This is a genomic window from Microbacterium invictum, from assembly GCF_034421375.1.
In the GTDB taxonomy this organism is placed as follows: domain Bacteria; phylum Actinomycetota; class Actinomycetes; order Actinomycetales; family Microbacteriaceae; genus Microbacterium; species Microbacterium invictum_A.
This window is the reverse complement of sequence record NZ_CP139779.1, coordinates 203,479-221,857: the sequence shown is the minus strand read 5'-3', so window position 1 is coordinate 221,857 and position 18,379 is coordinate 203,479. Positions and strand designations below refer to the sequence as shown.

Sequence of the window (18,379 nt, the reverse complement as noted above, 5' to 3'; positions counted from 1 at the left end):
CTTAGGTTGGGATCCACAACGGAAGGACGCCCGTGAGCGACGAGACCGACACCGACGACATCACCGTCACCCGCAACGACGACGCCGGCCGCTACGAGATCCACGTCGGCGACGAGCTAGGCGGCTTCTCGCAGTTCATCACCGACTCCCGCGGCCGGGAGCTGTTCATCCACACCGAGATCGACGAGGCGTTCGCCGGGCGCGGGCTGGGCGGCACCCTCGTCGGACAGGCGATGGCGGATGTCGCGGCGCGCGGTGTCACGGTCGTGCCCCGTTGCCCGTTCGTCGCCCGTTGGCTCGGCAAGCACGACGTCGAGGGCCTCCGGGTCGACTGGCCGGAACCCCGGCCATGACCCGCCTCGACGCACCGGTGCAAGGGACGGCCGGAGGACTGGACGCCTCGGCGGAACTCTCCGCGGCCGTCGAGTGCGACGGACCTCGGGCTCTGCTGCTCGAGGCGCGGGAGGTGCCGCTCGGCGGCGTGCGGGGGATGGAGGTCTACCGCGCCCTCCCCCAGCGCGACCTGCCGCTCGTCGGCGCGTGGTGCTTCCTGGATCGGTTCGGTCCGCAAGAGACCACGATGCGGGTCGAGCCCCACCCGCACATCGGACTGCAGACGGTCACCTGGCCCCTCGTCGGTGAGGTGCGCCATCGCGATTCGGTCGGCAGCGACGTCGTGGTGCGCCGCGGCGCGCTGAACCTCATGACGAGCGGCGCGGGCATCTCGCACTCGGAGTACTCCCTCGGCAATGGTCCGACCGCGCTCGACGCCCTCCAGCTGTGGGTCGCCCTCCCCGACTCACGCCGGAACGGCGCCCCCGACTTCGAGCGGCACGAGTCGCTGCCCACCCTCCGCCTGGCGGCGACGGCCGGCGCCGACGGCGAGGCGACCGTCGTGATGGGGAGCCTCGGCGGCGTGACGTCGCCGGCCAGCGCCTTCACGCCTATCGTCGGCGCCGAGATCCGCATCCCCGCCGGGTCGCGGGTCCGCGTGCCGCTGCGGCAGGACTGGGAGCACGCGCTCCTCGGCCTGACCGGAGTGGTCGACGTGGTCGACGTGCTCGACGCCGCCGATGAGGCGGACGGCCGCGCCGCGGCATCCCGAGACGCGCGCGCCGCGGCATCCATCGACAACCGCCACCTGCTGTATCTCGGAACCCACCGGAACGAGGTGGAGCTGTCGAGCACGGATGACGCTTCCGTCTTCCTCCTCGGCGGCGAGCCGTTCGAGGACGAGATCGTCATGTGGTGGAACTTCGTCGGCCGATCCCACGAAGAGATCGTCGAGGCGCGCGAGGCCTGGCAGGCCCGCGAAGAGCGCTTCGGTCGGGTGATCGACCACGGCGACGAATGGATCCCGGCTCCGCCGCTTCCGGCTGTGCGCCTCACGCGCCGGCGCCGCCGGGTCTAGGTCACAGACACGCCGGCGGCGCCCGAGCCGAAGCCCGGACGCCGCTGGCGTTGGCAGCGCCTTCGTCCGCCGTGTCAGCGGAGCACGAGGAACCCGGAGAGTCCCGTCGATGCCTCAACGGTGGAGCTGCCGCCGTACTGCGCGACCACCACGTGCACGCCGCGGCTCTGCTTCGGCAGCGGGAAGGCGACCTGGCCGTTCACGAGGGTGCCGGTGTACTTCTTCGCATCCACGAAGAGGGTCACCTCGCCCTCGGGCACGACGCCGTTCCGGGCCGAGACCGTGACGGTGGCGACGAACTCCTGCGAGCTCGAGGCCACGTAGCGGTTGAGGGTCACCCGCGTGTCGGATGCCACCTTGACGAACACCTCGGCGCTCGTCGCGACACCGGGGTTGATGTTCCCCTCCGCGGTGGCGGTGACACGCACCGACAGGGCGGCGCCCTGGTCGTCACGGGTCACGCGGTACCGGTCGGAGGTCGCCCCCTCGATCGGCTCGCCGTTGCGCAGCCACTGGTAGGCGACCGTGACTTCGGCCGGGTCCCACGTGCCGGGGTCGGCGGTCAGGGTGCGCCCGACCTTCGGGGTCCCGCTGATTGACGGCGCCTCGACCGCGACCGGAGCCGCAGCGCCCGGGTCGACCTCGACGACGGTCCGCACCGCCGAGTCGCCGTAGCCGACGACGCCGAGGTAGCGCGTGCCCGGCTCCAGGCCCGACCACGAGACGTTGTAGGTCGCGGGCACGCCCTGCTGCACGGGCAGCGGGTTCGGCGTCGCGGTGAACGAGCCCGCGCCACCCGGGGTGACGACCGCCGACGTGAGGTCCCACGTGAGGGGCTGCGTGATCGAGTACATGTTCGCGATGACCAGGTACGTCCCCGCCTCGGGGTCGTCCAGGCTCACCTGCTCGTCAGCCGATGCCGTCGCCGACGTCCACGACTCGTAGTAGCGGAGGTCATCCGGGGCCACCACGCGGTAGATGAACAGGTCGAGGTCGCTGCCCTCGTCATCCGACGAGTCCAGCTTCCACTGCGCGAGCGTCGCGCCCTCGGCCACGTCGACGATCCACGCGATGTCGCCGTTCTCGTCACCGGAGTTCTCGTTTCCGGTGTGGCCCTCGACGGGGTTCGCCGGGTCGGTGAGCAGGGTCACCGGGGCGAGGCCCGAGAGGTTCAGCGCGAGGTCGCCGGTCACGCCGGGCGTGATGGTCACGTCGGTGCTGCCGGTGATCCCCTGGCCCGACGCGGTCGCCGGAGCATCCGCCGTCACGGGCTGCACCGCGAGCGGCGAGCGCACCGTGGTGCCGTCGCCACCGGTCCAGGTGAGGAAGCCCGTCGCCCACTGCTCGACCGGAGCCGTGGCGTTCGAGATCGTCACCGAGAACGACTGGCTCTCGCCGGCTGCCCCGAAGGTGAGGGTCGACGGCTCGACCGAGACGTTCACGCCCGGGATCGAGGCCTCCACCGTGTACGTGCCGGGGCGCGTCGCGGTGAGGGTGCGGGTCACGGTCTGCTCGCTCGAGAGCGTGCCGATCGCGATCGAGGCGAGGTTCAGGTCGCTGCCGTCGATGGGCTCGACGCCCTCGAAGTCGAAGTTGCCCACGCCCTCCACGAACGCCGCCCAGTCGGCCGGGCCGTTGAGGTACAGCAGACCCGGGTCGAGGAAGCGTCGCGCATCGACCTGGCCGGCGCCCTGCGCGAACGGGTCGGTGTTCGCCGTCCCGTCGGCGTTCACGGTGTCGTAGGCGGTGGTCATCATCGCCGACTTGACCTCGTCGGGCGTGGCCAGCGGGTTCTCACCGAGATAGAGCGCTCCGAGCCCGGCGATGTGCGGCGCCGCCATCGAGGTGCCCGAGAGCACACCGTACGCGGGGTTGCCGTCGGCGTCGTTCTGCACCGCGGCGAGGATCGCCACACCGGGTGCGGCGATGTCGGGCTTCAGCACATCACTGCCGTCGGCGAGCATCGGGCCGCGGCTCGAGAAGCCCGCCACCTGCGGCACCGGGGTCTCGTTGCCGGTGATGTTGCCGCCGATAAGGGTCGCCGTGGGGTCGACGGTGTTCTGGACGTAGTCCAGCAGCGCGGGGCGCGCAGCGGCATCCAGGTGCACGGTCGGAACCGAGTGGAAGTCGTTGTCGAGCGACCCGGGGGTGACGTTCACGAGGATCATCCCGGTTCCGCCGGCGGCGGCGACCTCCTGCGACTTCTCCACGCGCGCGTTCACGCCGCGGTCGCAGACGACGATCTTGCCCGCGGCCTGCGCGGGATCGACGGTGTCCAGGAAGCACAGTGCGGCATCGGCGGCGTTCGCGCCGGCGGCGGGGATGTCGCCGGCGTAGACGACCGGACCGGTGACCTCCTCACCCTCCTGCACGGTGACCGACGCACCGGCTTCGAGGAAGCCGTTCGGCAGTTGGACGCTGCCCTCCCAGGTCGGGATCGTCGACGCGGCGACGGTGGCGTACCAGGGCGAGGCGTGGTCGGCGGTCGAGGCGTCGGGGCCGCTGTTGCCGGCGCTGACCGACACGAAGACACCCGCGATGGCCGCGTTGAAGAACGAGATGTCGTCCGGCTGCCAGGTGGAGGATGCTGCACCGCCACCGATCGAGTAGTTGATGACGTCGACGCCGTCGGCCACCGCGGTGTCGATCGCGTCGAGCAGGTCGCTCAGGGCGCAGATGTCGTCCTCGGTGACGAGCGGGTCGGGGCCCGCCCAGCAGGCCTTGTAGGCCGAGACCTTCGCGGCCGGGGCGACACCCGAGATCGCGCCGAGGTCGATACCCTCGATCGACGCGGCGACCTGGTCGTTGCCCGCGGCGGTGCCGGCGGTGTGCGAGCCGTGCCCGTCGTTGTCGCGGGGCGAGAGGTAGTCGGCCTCGAAGGTGAAGCCGGCGGCGGCGGCGCCGTCGCCGAAGTACCGCGCGCCGATCAGCTTGGTGGAGTACGCCGACTCGTCCCACGCCTCGCCGGTCACGCGCTCCGCGCGGAACTGCGTGCCGTCCGCCTTGTCGAAGACGACCTCGTTGCCCTCGAGGTAGGGCTCACCCGTGCCCGGCGTCGTGCCCAGCGGGTCACCGGCGAACGAGGGGTTCTCGGGCGCGATACCGGTGTCGATGACACCGACGACGACACCCTCACCCGCGGCATCCACACCGCCGACCTGCTCCCACACGCCGCCGGCGCCCTCGAGCCCGAGGAATTCGGTGGAGGGAACCGCGTCGGGGTGGCGGATCTCGTCGGGGTACACGCCGATGACACCGTCCGTCCCGGCGACCTTGGCGGCCTGCTCGGGCGACATCTTCGCGCTGAAGCCGTTGAGGGTCAGCTGGTAGGTGGCCGCGGGGTCGACGCCGGTCTCGGCAGCGACATCCTGCTGTCGTTCGGAGAGGAAGGTCGAATACTCCTCGACCGCCTGCGACTGCGTGTCGAGCTTCTCGCCGTCGCCCGGCTTGGTGGGCGCGAGGCCCGCCTCGCCGCCTTCGTAGGTCGCGACCGGCTCTTCCTCGAGCAGCACGATGTACGAGCCGGTGGGGGAATCGATGGGAGTGGGGGGTGTCACCTCCTCCACGGGTGTCGCGGCATAGGCGCCGGTTGCTGCGGACCCGGTGAACAGGGCGGCGAGTGTGACGACCGCGGCTGCTCGCACGGAGGATCGACCCATAGAAGGCTCCCAACGAGGATGGTGTAGAGCGAGGCGTGCGCGGCGTCATCGGCGCGCACGTCGGGCTAACGTAACTCACAGGGGAAACTCAGAGAACGCATTCCAGATGAGAACTCGATGAGATCCGCCGTACGCTGGAGGGGTGGCCCGACCCGCGCCCCTGACGACTCGCGTGCTTCTGACGTGCGCGGCGATCGGCGTGGCGACGGGCGTGCTGCAGGCCGGCGCCGGAGCCCTCAGCGGCGTGATCGTGGCGGCCTGGCCGATCCTGTACGGCCTCGTCCTCGGCATCCATGTCCTTCCCGGAGTGATCGCGCAGGAGCTCCTGCGCCAGCCCTGGGTCGCGCTGCTCACGCATGTCATCGCCGCGCTCGTGGCGAGTGCCGTCGTGCCGGTGTGGATCGGGCGCTACATCGGGACGGCGATCCTGATCGGTCTGCTGCAGGAGGGGGTCGCCGCCCTCACGAGTTATCGCCGATGGGAGCCTTGGCGCTTCTTCGTGTCGGCGGTGGTCGTGGGCGTGGTGATCGGCGCGGCGATCTGGTTCGCCGCCGATGTGACGCAGTTCCGCCAGTGGCAGCAGGTGGTCTACGTCGCCCTCTTCGTCATTGGCCCGATCGCCTGGACCGCGGTCGGGCTCGGCATCGGTCGCGCACTGCGCCGCGCGGGGGTGAGACCGCCGGTCGCGCCGCTTCCCGCCCCGGCCCCGGCCCCCAAGGCTCAGCCGCCCAGCTCGGAGGGGTGAGTCAGCCGCCACCACTCGGTGGGCGGTTCGATCTCGCCCTCGATCACGACGTCGACGGTCGCCGTCCGCGGCCCCGCGGTCCAGGTGATCGAGCCGATCACCTCGCCGTCGACGTAAGTCTCGGGGGTTCGGATGTCGGAGGTCACCGTGATCGGCGTGTCCGACCAGGTGCGGATGTCTGCGGCCGACGCGGTCACCACGCGCGCCGCCCCACCCCACGGGGCCGTGACGTCTCCGAGCTGCTGACCGGCGGTCACCAGGGGCACGTCGTGGAAGCCTTCCTGGATGCTCCCGAGCAGCCGCAGCACGTCGCCGTTGACCGACTCGCGGGATTGACCCCCGAGCATCACGCCGACGACCGCGAGCGGTGTGCCCACGCCGACGTCGAGCCGCGAGGTGTACAGGAAGGCGAATGTGCCGGCGCCGAGGTTGCCGGTCTTGAGACCGGTGATGCCGGCGGTGCCGAGCAGACCGTTGGTGTTGTTGACGATGCCCGCGCTGCCGATCGTCGCCGACGGGGTGTCGACGATCGCCGCGATGTCGGGGTGCGCCGCGGCGATGCGCCCGAGCGCGATGAGGTCGGCGGGAGTGCTGGTGTTCCGGGGGCTGATGCCCGTCGGGTCGACCACGGTGGTCTGGGCGAGGCCGTGGCCGTCGAGCCAGGCGCGGGCCGCCGCGACGAAGCCGGCCCGTGACCCGAAGGCCCAGGTCGAGACCACGTCGGCGTAGTTGCTGGCCGACGGGATGAGCATCGTGGCGAGCGCGCCGCGGAGGGTCATCGAACTGCCCGCCGGCATCGGCGCGATCGTGACGTTCTGCACGTAGTAGGTGTCATAGAGATCCTCGTCGGCGCCGTCGAACCAGAGGGTCGGACCCTGGTCCTCGGGGCTCGCGAGCGGGTGGGCGTCGAGCACGACGAGCGCGGTGATGAGCTTGGTGATGCTCGCCATCGCGGCCGGCTCCTGCGGGCCGGAGGTCGCCCAGATGCCGGCCGCCTCCGCGCCGAGATACTCGTTCCCGCCGGCGACGCTGATGGCCGACGACCCCTGGGCGGGGAGCGAGAGCGTCGCGGCGGCGGTGACCGGGACGGCCGGCTCGGTAAAGGACGCCGAGGCGGCCGGGAGCGGCGCGGTCAGCGCCCAGGTCACGTATGCCGTCGGTCCGCCGATCACGAGGGCGAGGATCACCAGGGCGACCGTCCAGCCGATCCAGCGCCGCCGCCGGCGGCGCCGGGGATCGACGTCGGCCAGTCCCTCGGGTGCCCGTGCGGCGTCGCGCACGAGGGCGTCGAAGTCGGCGAAACCGCCCGGCTCGTCCAGCTCCGTCGTCACTGCTCCTCCTTCAGCCCCTCATGCTTACCTCGTCGCGCGGGAAAGCGCGAGGCCCGAGACGGGAGTCGCGGGGTGTCGCGTCCCGAACTCCTGCAGATTCGGCGCGCAGCGCCCCGGTCCGGGGTTTTGGACCGCGCCGCGCGCACACCTGCAGGAGTTCGGGACACGACGTGCCGGCAACCAGCGCCCCGGGGCTGCGCTCGACGTCGAGAGACCGCCCCGCCGGGCGAGGTTAGGGCAGGCTAAGTTGGGGGTACCGAGTGATCGAGGACCCATGCCCGCCCACCCCCGCGACCAGGCCGCTCCGCGCACGGCGCGGGCCGCCGGCCCGCGCCTCCTCCGGGCTCGGGACGTCGCGATCACCCACGAGGGAGCGGATGTCGCGACGCCCGCGGCCGCGACCCTCGACGTCGCACCGGGCGAGGTGGTGCTGCTGCTGGGGCCCAGCGGTTCGGGCAAGTCGACGCTCACCCTTGCGCTGAACGGTCTGATTCCGCAGGCGATCCCCGCCACGGTCGTCGGCGACCTCGACGTCGACGGCCTCGACGTCGCCGCCACCCCCGTGTCGACGCTCAGCACCCGGGTCGGGATGGTCTTCCAGGACCCGGACGCCCAGCTCGTCACCGGCACCCTCCTCGACGAGGTCGCGTTCGGGCCCGAGAACCTGCGCCTGCCGGTCGGCGAGGTGCTCGGGCGCGCCGAGGCGGCGCTGCGCCGCGTCGGCCTGTGGGAGCGACGTCGCGAGAACCCCGACCGGCTCTCCGGCGGCGGCCGCCAGCGACTCGCGATCGCCTGCGCCCTGGCCCTCGGATCACCGCTGCTGGTCCTCGACGAGCCGACGGCGAACCTCGACCCGCGGGGGATCGACGAGGTCTACGCCGCCCTCGCCGAGATCGTCGCCGCGGGCGACCGGGCGATCCTGCTCGTCGAGCACAACCTCGACGCCGCCGTCGACCTGGTCAACCGGGTCGTCGTCCTCGACGCCGAGGGGCGGCTCTTCGCCGACGGATCGACCGACCACGTGCTGCGCACCCGCGCGCATGAGCTCCACGAGATGGGGGTCTGGCTCCCGGTCTCGACCCTCGCCGCGCTGCGGCTCCGCGCCGCAGGGTACGCCCTCGACCCGCTCCCCCTGACCCCCGCCGAGCTGACCGCCGCGCTCGACGCCGCCCCCGCTCTCGCGTCCCCCTTCACCGCATCCTCCGCGTCCCCGCTTCCGCCCTCCTCCCCCCTCGAGGCGCGTACGATCGGCCCGGACGCGGACTTCTCCGCGTCGAACGTCCGCGTCTCGGCCGAATCTCCTCGCCTCGACCGCGAGCCCGGCCCAGCCGGCGCCGCGCGCGGCGCGCGCCCCACGACCGCACCCGCACCCACCCCTGCCGTCGAGGTGCGAAACCTCACAGTCCGCCGCGGCGGCACCGAGATCCTGCACGGCGTCGACCTCGACGTCGCCGCGGGCGAGTTCGTCGCCATCGTCGGCGCCAACGGCGCCGGCAAGACCACGCTGCTGCAGGCGGTCGCCGGCGTCATCCGTCCCCCGAGGGGGACCGTCACGGTCGGCGGAACGGATGTCGCCCGCGCCGACATCCGCACCCTCGCGCGCCGCGTGGGCTTCGTCTTCCAGAACCCCGAGCACCAGTTCATCACCCGCAGCGTGTTCGACGAGGTCGCGCACGGGCTGCGCCTCCAGCGCCTTCCCGACGACGAGGTCGGCGCGCGGACCGCCGGGATCCTCGCCCGCTTCGGCCTGTCTGACAAAGCCGCCACCCACCCGTTCCTCCTCTCGGGCGGGCAGAAGCGCCGCCTCTCCGTCGCCACGGCGCTCGTGACGGGTGCACCGGTGCTGGCCCTCGACGAGCCCACCTTCGGTCAGGACCGTGCGCGCGCCGACGAGCTCCTCACTCTCCTCGCGGATCTGAACGCCGACGGCACGACGGTGCTCGTCGTCTCGCACGACATGCAGCTGGTCGCCGAGCACGCCGACCGTGTCGTGGTGGTCGACGACGGGCGCATCCGCGCCGCAGGCGCGCCCGCCGACATCCTCTCCGACCTGGCCCTGCTCGGGTCCACCGGCCTCGCCGCGCCCCCGCTCGCCCGCGCGATGACGGCGCTTCAGCGGCATCCGTCCCTCCGTCGGGTCACCCGCCTGGCCGACCTTCCCGGCGGTGCGCCATGACGGTCACCGGGCCCGTCACCGCGGCCCAGGCGACCCGCGGCCGGTTCGACCCGTACGCCGATCGCGTCGAGGCGTCGCCGCTCCGCTTCCTGTACGGCATCAATCCGCTCGCGTCGCTCCTCGCGCCGGCACCGGCCATGCTGGGGCTGGTTTTCGTGAGGGATGCCGCGACCCCGGCCGCCTTCCTGCTGCTGGCCTACGCGGTGCTGCTCATCGGGGTGCGCTTCACCCCGCGGCTCGTCGGGTTCCTCCTCGCCGTTCCCGCGTTCGCCGCGGTGCTGGCGCTGAGCTTCGCCCTGTGGACCGACCCGGAGCGCGTCGACCAGAGCGTCGCGGTCTGGCGGATCGGCGACTGGACCCTCTACGGCGGAGCCCTCGAGGTGGGCGTCGCCACGGGCCTTCGGATCGCGGCCATCGTCTCGCTCGCCCTCATCGCCGGGCTGTCGGTCACCGGCCCCGACCTCGTCCGCGCCATGGTGCAGCAGCTGCGGGTGCCGTACCGGATCGGATACACCGCACTCGCGGCGTTCCGGTTCGTGCCCCGCTTCGGCTACGAACTCGACGTCATCCGCCAGGCGCATCGCGTGCGCGGCGCGCACGGTGGGCGGGGGCCCTTCGCCGCACTCCGCCGGTGGATCGGGTACGTCGTCCCGCTCCTGGCCGGCGCGATCCGGCACGCCGAGCGGGTGGCGCTCGCGATGGACTCCCGCGCCTTCGGCGCCTACCCCGACCGCACCGAGCGGAACCTCGTGCCGTGGCGCCCCCGCGACACGGTGTTCACCCTGGCGTTCTGGGTCGCGAGCGCCGTGCTGTTCGCCGCCCCGCTCGCTCGCTGACGGCGGTCATCCGGCCGGCGGCGAGTCTCGCCTTCGCGCCTCCCTCGCGCGCCGGTGCGGCGCGCGCCCGTGCGGCCCGTGCCCGCGCCCGCGCCGCAGCGAGCCACCTCCCCCGACGTGCGTCACAGAATCACGCGTATATCGCAGCTTTCGCGCGAATGCTGTGACCTTCGCGCGACTCTGTGACCGGAAGGGCGGGGCGGGCGGAGCGAGGCGAGGCGGTCAGCCTCGGGCACAGGCGGGCCGCGGCGAGCGGCGCGGCCGGCCCTGGGCGCGGCGCGGCAAGGGGAGCCAATGCCCGGCGAAGAGGGATGCCGCGCCTCAGCGCTTGCCGGCGAGCTGCCGCCCCACGATCTCGCGCATGATCTCGTTCGTGCCGCCGTAGATGCGGTGCACGCGCGCGTCGAGGAACGCGCGGGCGATCGGGTACTCGGTGATGTAGCCGTACCCGCCGTGCAGCTGCACGCAGGCGTCGAGCACGTCCCATTCGCGCTCGGTCGCCCAGAACTTCACCTTCGCCGCCTCTTCCGCGCTGAGCTTGCCGTCGCGGTACGCCAGCAGGGCCCGGTCGATGTACGCCCAGAGGGCGTCGACGGTGGTGGCGACATCCGCCATCTGGAAGCGGGAGTTCTGGAAGTCGATGATCCGCTGCCCGAACGCCTCGCGGCTGCGGGTGTAGTCGAGGGTCCAGTCCAGCGCCGCCTGCGCGGCCGCCGCCCCCGCGACGCCGATGGACAGGCGCTCGAGCGGCAGGTTCATCATCAGCTGGATGAAGCCCTGCCCCTCGGTGCCGCTGATGAGGTTCTCCTCGGGCACGAACACGTCGGTGAAGGACAGCTCGGCGGTGTCGTGGCCGTGGAAGCCCATCTTCTGCAGCTTCTTGCCGTGGTCGAAGCCCTCCGACGAGGTCTCGATGAGCAGCAGGCTGAACGCCTCGGGGCGATTTCCCTCCCCCGTCTTGACGAAGGTGACCACGACATCGGCGCTCGCGCCGCTGGAGATGAACGTCTTCGCCCCGTTGACGAGGTACCCGCCGTCGACCTTCTTCGCGGTGGTCGAGATGCCGCGCAGGTCGCTACCGGCACCCGGCTCGCTCATGGCGAGGGCGCCGATGATCTCGCCGGTCGCCATGCCCGGCAGCCACTTCTGCTTCTGGGCGTCGGTGCCCATGTGCACGAGGTAGGGCACGGCGAGGTCGTCCTGGATGCCGAAGGCGCCCGCGAGCGACCCGGCACCCGCGGCGATGACCTCTTCGTTGACGATCGCGCGGAAACGGTAGTCCTGCAGCATCCCGGCGCCGCCGTACTCCTCGGGGACCGAGAGTCCCATCACACCGGCGTCACCCGCGGCGCGCAGCGTCTCGCGATCGATCTGCCCGTCGGCATCCCACTTCTCTCGCTTTTCGTTGGTGACGTAGCGCTTGCAGAACTCCTTGACGACGTCGCGGAACGCCTCGTGGTCCTCGTCGTAGATGTCGCGCTCCATGAGCGAGCCTCCCTCTCTCGTCGTCGAGTGCGGGTCACGCCGACCCTCAGTGTCACGAGCAAGGGTACTCAGTTTCAGAAGAGGACGGATGCCGCGGCCCGGCCGCGCACGACGGAGTGCCCCGCGCCAGGTCGCGGGGCACTCCGGGTTGCCGGTCTCACACGGTCAGAGCCGGCCGCCGGGCGCCGCGTCGACGACGTCGACACTGCTCTTCTTCGCGGCGCGGACGGCGACCAGGCCGAACCCGACCTTGTTGAGGACGTCGGCGATGACGTAGATCACCGCGGCGATGCTGATGGCGACTGCGGCGTCGCCGCCGCCGAGCTCGATGAGCTCCTGGATGGCGGTGCCGAGCGGGTAGATCGACCAGCCGATGACCACGAAGAGCCGCATCACCTGCAGGGCACCGCGCACGTGAGCGGGGGCACCGTCGGGCACCTTCACCGTGAAGATCAGGTAGACGATGTACAACCAGGCGAGCACCGAGATGATGAAGAAGATCCAGTTGGACGCCGATCCGGGGACGCCGACCTCGCCGAGGTAGCCGAAGACGATCATGATGATGTCGGCGATGATCAGCTGCGTGACGAATCCGCGGCGGACGGCGCCGGCGATCGCGAGGATGAGGCCGAACTCCACCAGCAGGAGCGGGGTGGTGATCAGCCAGTCGATGTACCGGAGCGGGAGCGTGGCGTCGACCTCGGCCGCGGTGATGTCACCACCGGGGAACTGCACGACGTCCTTCATGACGTAGTAGAGAATGGCGGCGACGAAGGTGATGACGGCCGCATAGCTGGCCACCGACCGGTACTCGGGTTTGAGATCACCTCGCTCCATGAAGAACCAGAACGTGCCGGCCGCCATCGCGACGAAACCGAGCATGAAGAACGACTGCACGAGGGAGAAATCCATGACGACTCCTGAACAACGGCGGCGGGGAAGCCGAGGGCTCAACGTCGGTGTCGGCCGGTGCTGAGAGGTGCCGGGACAGCGCCTGTGTTCAGGCTAGGACCGTGATTTGACATCGGGGCCAAAGCATAGTAAAGGTCTCTCGATCGCGAGGGATCGTCGGCTACCCGTAGGTGGGAGCGGCCGGAAGGCCGAAGAACTCCTCTAAAGTTGTGAAGCCGTTTTCATGCATCGCCCGCGCGAGGTCGGTCCCGACGTAGCGCAGGTGCCACGGCTCGGGCGCGTAGCCCGTGACATCCGTCCGGCCCTCCTGATAGCGCACGATCCAGCCGAACTCCCACGCGTGAGCGGCCACCCAGGCGCCCTGCGGCGTGGCAGCGAGGTCGTCGAGGGTGCCGCACGCTCCGTCCGCGCAGGGCACGACGTCCGCGGCGAGACCCGACTGATGCTCGCTGTGCCCGGGCCGGGCACTGACGAGGTCGGCGCCCTCGGTGCCGCGGTCGGCGACCTGCACGCCGTACGACGTCTGCTGGGTCGTATAGGAGCGGTAGGCGCTTTGCAGCCCGATCTCGCCGACGCCCGCCGCGGCGGCGGCCGTCACCATCGCCGTGAGGGCGGAGGCGGCGTCGGGTGCGAGCGCGCCCTCGCCGAGGTTGCGGACACCCTCGGGGAAGACCACCGAGGCGGGAGCCCAGTCGACCGGGGCGAAGGGGCGGATCTTGTTGACGACCACCCAGCTGAGGGTCGGGTCGTCCAGGCGCAGGCACGCTGCGGTGCCCGTGACGATCGCGTCGCGGAACGGCAGGGCACCGCCGACGGCGGCGATGACGGCCGCCTCGTCCTGCGCCGCCAGCGCGGACGTCACCGCCGGGTTCGCGCACAGGTCTTGGCCGGCGACCTGCTGCTCGACCGGCTGCGCGGGAGGAAGATCGGTGGCCGGCACGGGCGCGAGCGGCGGCGGGGTGGGCGCGGCGGTCGCCGGGGCGATGAGGGCGCTCAGCGGAGTCGGGGGCTCGGATGTCTCGGGCGCGGCGACCGTGGGGGGTGGCGGCTCGGGGGTGAGACCGGCGACGGCGGCGGTGACGCTGGCGCTGGAGCCGAGGACGAACGCCGCGACGACAGCTGCCGCGACCGGGATCGACGTCCACCGGCGATGGCGCCGGCGCACGTGCCGGGCGAGCGGCACACCCGGTCCGCCGAGAGAGGATGCGCGCCGCGCCGGGACCGCGTGATCCGCCCGCGTCGGCGCAGCACCGAGCACCCGCGCGCGCTCTCTGGCTTCGCGACGGGTGAGGGGAGGAGTGTGAGGGACGGGCGCCTGCACCCCCTCATTCTTCCCGGCTGCGCGTCCGGTGGCCAGTCCGGTCGGCGGGCCTTCGATAATGCGGTCATCCGACCTTGACAGACATTCGAAGACGTGTTCCCCTTGATGCATGCGATGGCAGGGGCAGCAGTTGGGAGTGGCGGATGCCGCGGCGCTGCCCGGCCTGGAGTACCTCAATGGTCTGGTGCGGTCGGTGACCACACCCGAGTTCGCGGGTATCACGTTCCACGAGGTCATGGCGAAGTCCGCCCTGAACCGCGTGCCGGGATCGTCGGCGATGCCCTTCGACTGGACGATCAACCCCTACCGCGGCTGCAGTCATGCGTGCTCCTATTGCTTCGCCCGGGGAACCCACGAGTACCTCGAGCTGGATGCGGGCAAGGACTTCGACTCGCAGATCGTCGTCAAGATCAACGCCGTCGATGTGCTGCGACGCGAGCTCGCCAAACCGACGTGGCTTCGCGACCCCGTGCAGCTGGGCACCAACACCGACCCGTACCAGCGAGCCGAGGGGCGCTACCGCCTGATGCCTGGGATCGTCGACGCCCTGACGGCATCGGGGACGCCGTTCTCGATCCTGACGAAGGGCACGCTGCTCCGACGCGATCTGCCGCTGCTGGCCGAGGCCGCGGCATCCGTCCCGATCACCCTGGCGATGTCGATCGCCGTCTTCGACGACGGTCTGCAGGCCGCGCTCGAGCCGGGGACGCCGAGCGCGGCGGCGCGGCTCGACACCGTGCGTGCGGCGGTGGATGCGGGATTCTCGGTGACGGTGTTCCTCATGCCGATCTTGCCGCACCTGACGGACTCGATCGCCGCGATCGACGAGGCTCTCCGCCGCATCCGCGACGCGGGCGCGACGCGCGTCGTCTACGGCGCCCTGCACCTGAGACCGGGGGCGAAGGAGTGGTTCCTGCAGTGGCTGGCGCGCGAGCATCCGGAACTGGTGTCGTCGTACCGGGGGTTGTATCCGGGGGTCTCGGCGACCGCACCGAAGGCCTACCGCACCTGGCTCGCACGCCGGGTGCGTCCGCTCCTTCGCGCGTATCGCCTGGAGGGCGGAGCGGAGGATGACGCGCATCCGCGCGCCGCTCGGTACACGGGGTTGGCGGGGAGCCCGGGGACGGGGAGTGCACCGCTCCCGCACGAGGCCGCCGACCGTGCGCGGCTGGCCGCGTCGGTGATGACGACGTCGCGCGGGCGGCGCGCGGCGGCGCCGCCCACTCTCTTCTGAGCGGTTCTTCTGAACGTGAGCCCGCGGCGCCGGGCGCGCTCCGAGCCACCCGAATCGCGACGAGCCACCCTGGGATGCAGGGTGGCTCGTCGCGGATGGGGTGGTTCGACGCTCAGCCGGGGCCGTGAGAACGTACCCGCGAGGGAGCAGCGTCAGGAGGTGAGGTCGGCGACCGTCGGGCGACCCGCGAGGGCCTCGACGACCTCGTCGCCAGGACGCGCCTCTTCGAACGGCGCATCGATCTCGGCGCGACTCAGCAGCTCCGACATGCGACGACGACGCTGACGGGTCACGAGGGTGACCACGGTCCCGGCACGCCCCGCGCGGCCGGTGCGGCCCGAGCGGTGCAGGTACGTCTTGTATTCGTCCGGTGCGTCCGCCTGGACCACGAGGTCGATGTCGTCGACATGGATGCCGCGGGCGGCGACGTCGGTCGCGACGAGCACCCGCACTCGACCCGAGGTCAGACGCTCGAGGTTGCGTGTGCGCTTGCCCTGGTTCAGGTCGCCGTGCAGCGCCAGTGCCGGGATGCCGGCGTCGTCGAGCTGCTCGGCGAGCATCTCGGCGTACGCGCGGGTACGCGCGAAGACGAGGGTCTTGCCGTCCCGGTCGGCGAGGGAGGTGACGATCTCGGCCTTGTCGCGGTGGTCGATCACGAGCACGCGGTGCTCGATGGTGCTGGAGTCCTGGTCCTCGCCGGCGACCTCGTAGACGGCCGGCTCGACCAGGAACTCCTCGACGAGCGCCGCGACCTCACGGTCGAGGGTCGCGGAGAAGAGGAGCTTCTGCGATCCGTCGGCCGTCAGGCGGAGGATGCGCTGCACCGGCTCGAGGAAGCCCAGCTCGCACATGTGGTCGGCCTCGTCGAGGACGGCGATCTTCACCTGCGAGAGGTCGAGCTTGCCCTGTTCCACGAGGTCTTCAATGCGGCCGGGGGTGCCCACGATGATGTCGACGCCCTTGCGGAGCGCCCCGACCTGACGTGCCTGCGGCACGCCGCCGTAGATCTGGGTGGTGAAGAGACCGACGCTGCGCGCGAGCGCCTGCACCGTGCGGTCGATCTGCAGGGCGAGCTCGCGGGTCGGCGCGAGGATCAGCGCCTGCGGCGCACGACCCTGCTGACGCTTCTGCCCGGCCTGTGCGCGCAGGATCGCCTCGACGAGCGGTGCGCCGAACGCGATGGTCTTGCCCGAGCCGGTGCGACCGCGTGCCAGCACGTCACGGCCCTGGATGATCGGCGGAATGGTCGCCGCCTGGATCGGGAAGGGCGACGAGGCGCCGAGCTCTTCCAGACGGGTCACGATGTTCTGGCCGAGACCGAGGTCTCCGAAGCCGATGTTCTCGACCTCGTGCGCCTCGACCGCCTCTGCCTGCAGGCGCTCGTGGACGACGTCCAGCTGCGCCTCGGCGTGCGCCGTGCGCGCGGGGCGGTCGTCGGTGCGTCGCTGCGGCCGGTCGTCGAAGCGGCGAGCCGGGCGCTCGTCGTCGTGACGACGAGCCGGTCGGTCGTCGAAGCGATGCTTCGGCCGGTCGTCCGTACGACGCTGGGGCCGGTCGTCGTGGCGGCGAGCGGGACGCTCGTCGCCGGCGCGGGGCGGACGCTCGTCGAAGCGGCGCGCCGGGCGGTCGTCGGTGCGGCGGGCCGGGCGATCGTCATCGCGGCGCGGCGCGCGATCCTCGAAGCGACGCTGCGGACGGTCAGCGCCGTCGAAACGACGCTGCGGACGGTCATCCTCGAATCGACGCTGCGGACGGTCACCACCCTCGTAACGGCGAGCGGGACGGTCGTCGCCATCGAAGCGGCGAGCGGGACGGTCGTCGTTCCGGCGAACGGGGCGGTCGTTCTCGAACCGGCGCTGCGAGCGGTCGCCGCCGTCGAAACGGCGTTGCGGACGGTCATCCTCGAACCGGCGCTGCGGACGATCGCCGCCGTCGTAACGGCGAGCGGGACGATCCTCAGCCGAGCGGGCGTACGAGCCGCGGTCGCCGCGCGCCTGCGAGCGGATGGAGCGGGCTTCATCGCGCCCCGCCTTCTCCTGCGCGCTCCAGCGACGCTTGGGCTCGCTCGCCTCGCGGGCGACCCATTCGCGCGAGCCACCGGAGCGGTTGTCGGCGGCGTCGTTCGCGCGGTACCCACGGTGACCGGGGCTGCGGCTGCCGGCCTTCGTCCCGCCGGCCTTCGCTCCGCCGCCGGCGGCGCCGTCGGCGGGCCGCCGCTTGCGGTCCTGGTAGCTGGCGCCCGCTGCGTACCGCGGGTCGTAGTTTCGCGCCGGGCGTCCGCCGGCGGGCTTCTTGTTCTTCGGGCTCATGATGGGGTCCTTCGTGCTCGCACGAGAACAGCGCTCGAGGACATGCTCGAGCAACCCGGGCAATCGCCGGCCGGGGGCCATTCCTGTGAGGTGAAGCGCCGGCTCGCGATGGCAGAGGGCGCGGGAATCGGCCATGAGAACTCACAGAGGCCGTCACAACGTGGCGGTGTCCTCAGCCCGACGCCTACCACCTTACCCAGTCGACCTGGGAGAGCACCGACCATCGGCGTGTCCGCTTGTAACGCGCACGCGGTACCATCACACCAACGGGCTGGAACCGCTTGGCCCGGGGGATCCTCCTTTCCTTACTCGCGTCGACCTCCCGGAGGAGCGGTTGGACACAACCGACCACCGGGACGGATCGCCCGCCCGACCGATCGTGAGCAGCATGACCACCGCGACCCTCCCGGCCACGGCTCCCTCCCCCCACGCCCCGATAATCGAGCTGCCGACCTCACCGGTCGCCCTCCCCCGCGTCCACCGACTCGGCACGATCGCCATCTCGTCCCTGCCGATCGGCGTGATCCTGGCGATCCTCACCACCACGGATCCCGACTGGTGGCAGCTGCACTTCTCCCAGCTCGGCACCTTCAGCACGGTCTCGAGCAAGCTGTTCAACTCGACCGTGCTGTTCTCGGGCTTCTTCCTCGCCGCCTACGGCGTGCTCCTCGCCGTCGCGCTCCCGCACGGCGTGGGGCGTCGCACGGGCCGGATCTTCCGCGGGTCGATCGTGTCGGCCGGGCTGCACCTGACCGTTGTGGGGATGATCCCGATCCCCGTGAGCGTCGTCCTCCACGACCTCGCCGCGTCGGGCCTCGGACTGTCGTTCCTCACGATGGTGGCCTCAAGCCTCGGCATCCGCGGCCGCCACGTCGCGTTCCGCAGGTTCACGATCCTCTGCGTCGCCGTCCTCGCAACGGGCATGGTCGTGCTCACCGCCGGCTTCATCACGCTCGCCCT

General features: G+C 71.6%; 12 protein-coding genes and 1 pseudogene. 7 read left to right on the top strand and 6 right to left on the bottom strand.

What is annotated here, in order from left to right:
- Window positions 1-32: 32 nt before the first annotated feature.
- Both T9R20_RS01125 and T9R20_RS01120 read left to right on the top strand, forming a co-directional pair.
- A complete protein-coding gene (locus tag T9R20_RS01125) occupies window positions 33-353 on the top strand; it encodes a GNAT family N-acetyltransferase (RefSeq protein ID WP_322410732.1) in 321 nt (106 codons plus the stop codon).
- The gene (locus T9R20_RS01120) at window positions 350-1,411 is read left to right on the top strand and encodes a pirin family protein (protein ID WP_322410731.1); all 1,062 of its coding nucleotides are present in this window, start codon (window positions 350-352) and stop codon (window positions 1,409-1,411) included. The genes T9R20_RS01125 and T9R20_RS01120 overlap by 4 nt, the downstream gene beginning before the upstream one ends.
- A 74-nt stretch (window positions 1,412-1,485) precedes the next feature.
- Here the strand turns inward: T9R20_RS01120 and T9R20_RS01115 are convergent, their stop codons facing one another.
- Window positions 1,486-5,070: a S8 family serine peptidase gene (locus T9R20_RS01115; RefSeq protein WP_322410730.1), complete on the bottom strand. Its 3,585-nt coding sequence runs from the start codon at window positions 5,068-5,070 to the stop codon at window positions 1,486-1,488.
- A 142-nt stretch (window positions 5,071-5,212) separates the two neighbouring features.
- Between T9R20_RS01115 and T9R20_RS01110 the strand changes: the two genes are divergently transcribed.
- On the top strand, window positions 5,213-5,815 hold the full coding sequence (locus T9R20_RS01110; RefSeq protein ID WP_322410729.1) for an ECF transporter S component: 603 nt from the start codon (window positions 5,213-5,215) through the stop codon (window positions 5,813-5,815).
- Here the strand turns inward: T9R20_RS01110 and T9R20_RS01105 are convergent.
- On the bottom strand, window positions 5,791-7,146 hold the full coding sequence (locus T9R20_RS01105; protein ID WP_322410728.1) for a D-alanyl-D-alanine carboxypeptidase: 1,356 nt from the start codon (window positions 7,144-7,146) through the stop codon (window positions 5,791-5,793). The genes T9R20_RS01110 and T9R20_RS01105 overlap by 25 nt on opposite strands.
- Before the next feature lie 274 nt (window positions 7,147-7,420).
- On the opposite strand from T9R20_RS01105, the gene T9R20_RS01100 reads away from it, so the two are divergent.
- Complete coding sequence (locus T9R20_RS01100; RefSeq protein ID WP_322410727.1) at window positions 7,421-9,322, top strand: ABC transporter ATP-binding protein; 1,902 nt, start codon at window positions 7,421-7,423, stop codon at window positions 9,320-9,322.
- Window positions 9,319-10,158 (top strand): energy-coupling factor transporter transmembrane component T, encoded by an 840-nt coding sequence (locus T9R20_RS01095; protein WP_322410726.1) that lies wholly within the window; start codon window positions 9,319-9,321, stop codon window positions 10,156-10,158. Before T9R20_RS01100 ends, T9R20_RS01095 begins: the two co-directional genes overlap by 4 nt.
- Before the next feature lie 321 nt (window positions 10,159-10,479).
- On the opposite strand, the gene T9R20_RS01090 is transcribed toward T9R20_RS01095, so the two are convergent.
- From T9R20_RS01090 to T9R20_RS01080, 3 genes are all read right to left on the bottom strand, one after another.
- Window positions 10,480-11,643, bottom strand: coding sequence for an acyl-CoA dehydrogenase family protein (locus T9R20_RS01090; protein WP_322410725.1), 1,164 nt, complete (start codon window positions 11,641-11,643; stop codon window positions 10,480-10,482).
- Between the two features lie 165 nt (window positions 11,644-11,808).
- Complete coding sequence (locus tag T9R20_RS01085) at window positions 11,809-12,555, bottom strand: bacteriorhodopsin (RefSeq protein WP_322410724.1); 747 nt, start codon at window positions 12,553-12,555, stop codon at window positions 11,809-11,811.
- A 160-nt stretch (window positions 12,556-12,715) separates the two neighbouring features.
- The gene (locus tag T9R20_RS01080) at window positions 12,716-13,876 is read right to left on the bottom strand and encodes a M15 family metallopeptidase (RefSeq protein ID WP_322410723.1); all 1,161 of its coding nucleotides are present in this window, start codon (window positions 13,874-13,876) and stop codon (window positions 12,716-12,718) included.
- Between the two features lie 109 nt (window positions 13,877-13,985).
- On the opposite strand from T9R20_RS01080, the gene T9R20_RS01075 reads away from it, so the two are divergent.
- A complete protein-coding gene (locus T9R20_RS01075) occupies window positions 13,986-15,110 on the top strand; it encodes an Rv2578c family radical SAM protein (RefSeq protein ID WP_322410722.1) in 1,125 nt (374 codons plus the stop codon).
- A gap of 152 nt (window positions 15,111-15,262) precedes the next feature.
- Here the strand turns inward: T9R20_RS01075 and T9R20_RS01070 are convergent, their stop codons facing one another.
- Complete coding sequence (locus tag T9R20_RS01070; RefSeq protein WP_322410721.1) at window positions 15,263-17,419, bottom strand: DEAD/DEAH box helicase; 2,157 nt, start codon at window positions 17,417-17,419, stop codon at window positions 15,263-15,265.
- 133 nt (window positions 17,420-17,552) lie between these two features.
- Here T9R20_RS01070 and T9R20_RS01065 point away from each other — a divergent pair.
- Window positions 17,553-18,368, top strand: a pseudogene (locus T9R20_RS01065) (hypothetical protein); the annotation flags it as partial.
- Window positions 18,369-18,379: the final 11 nt, after the last annotated feature.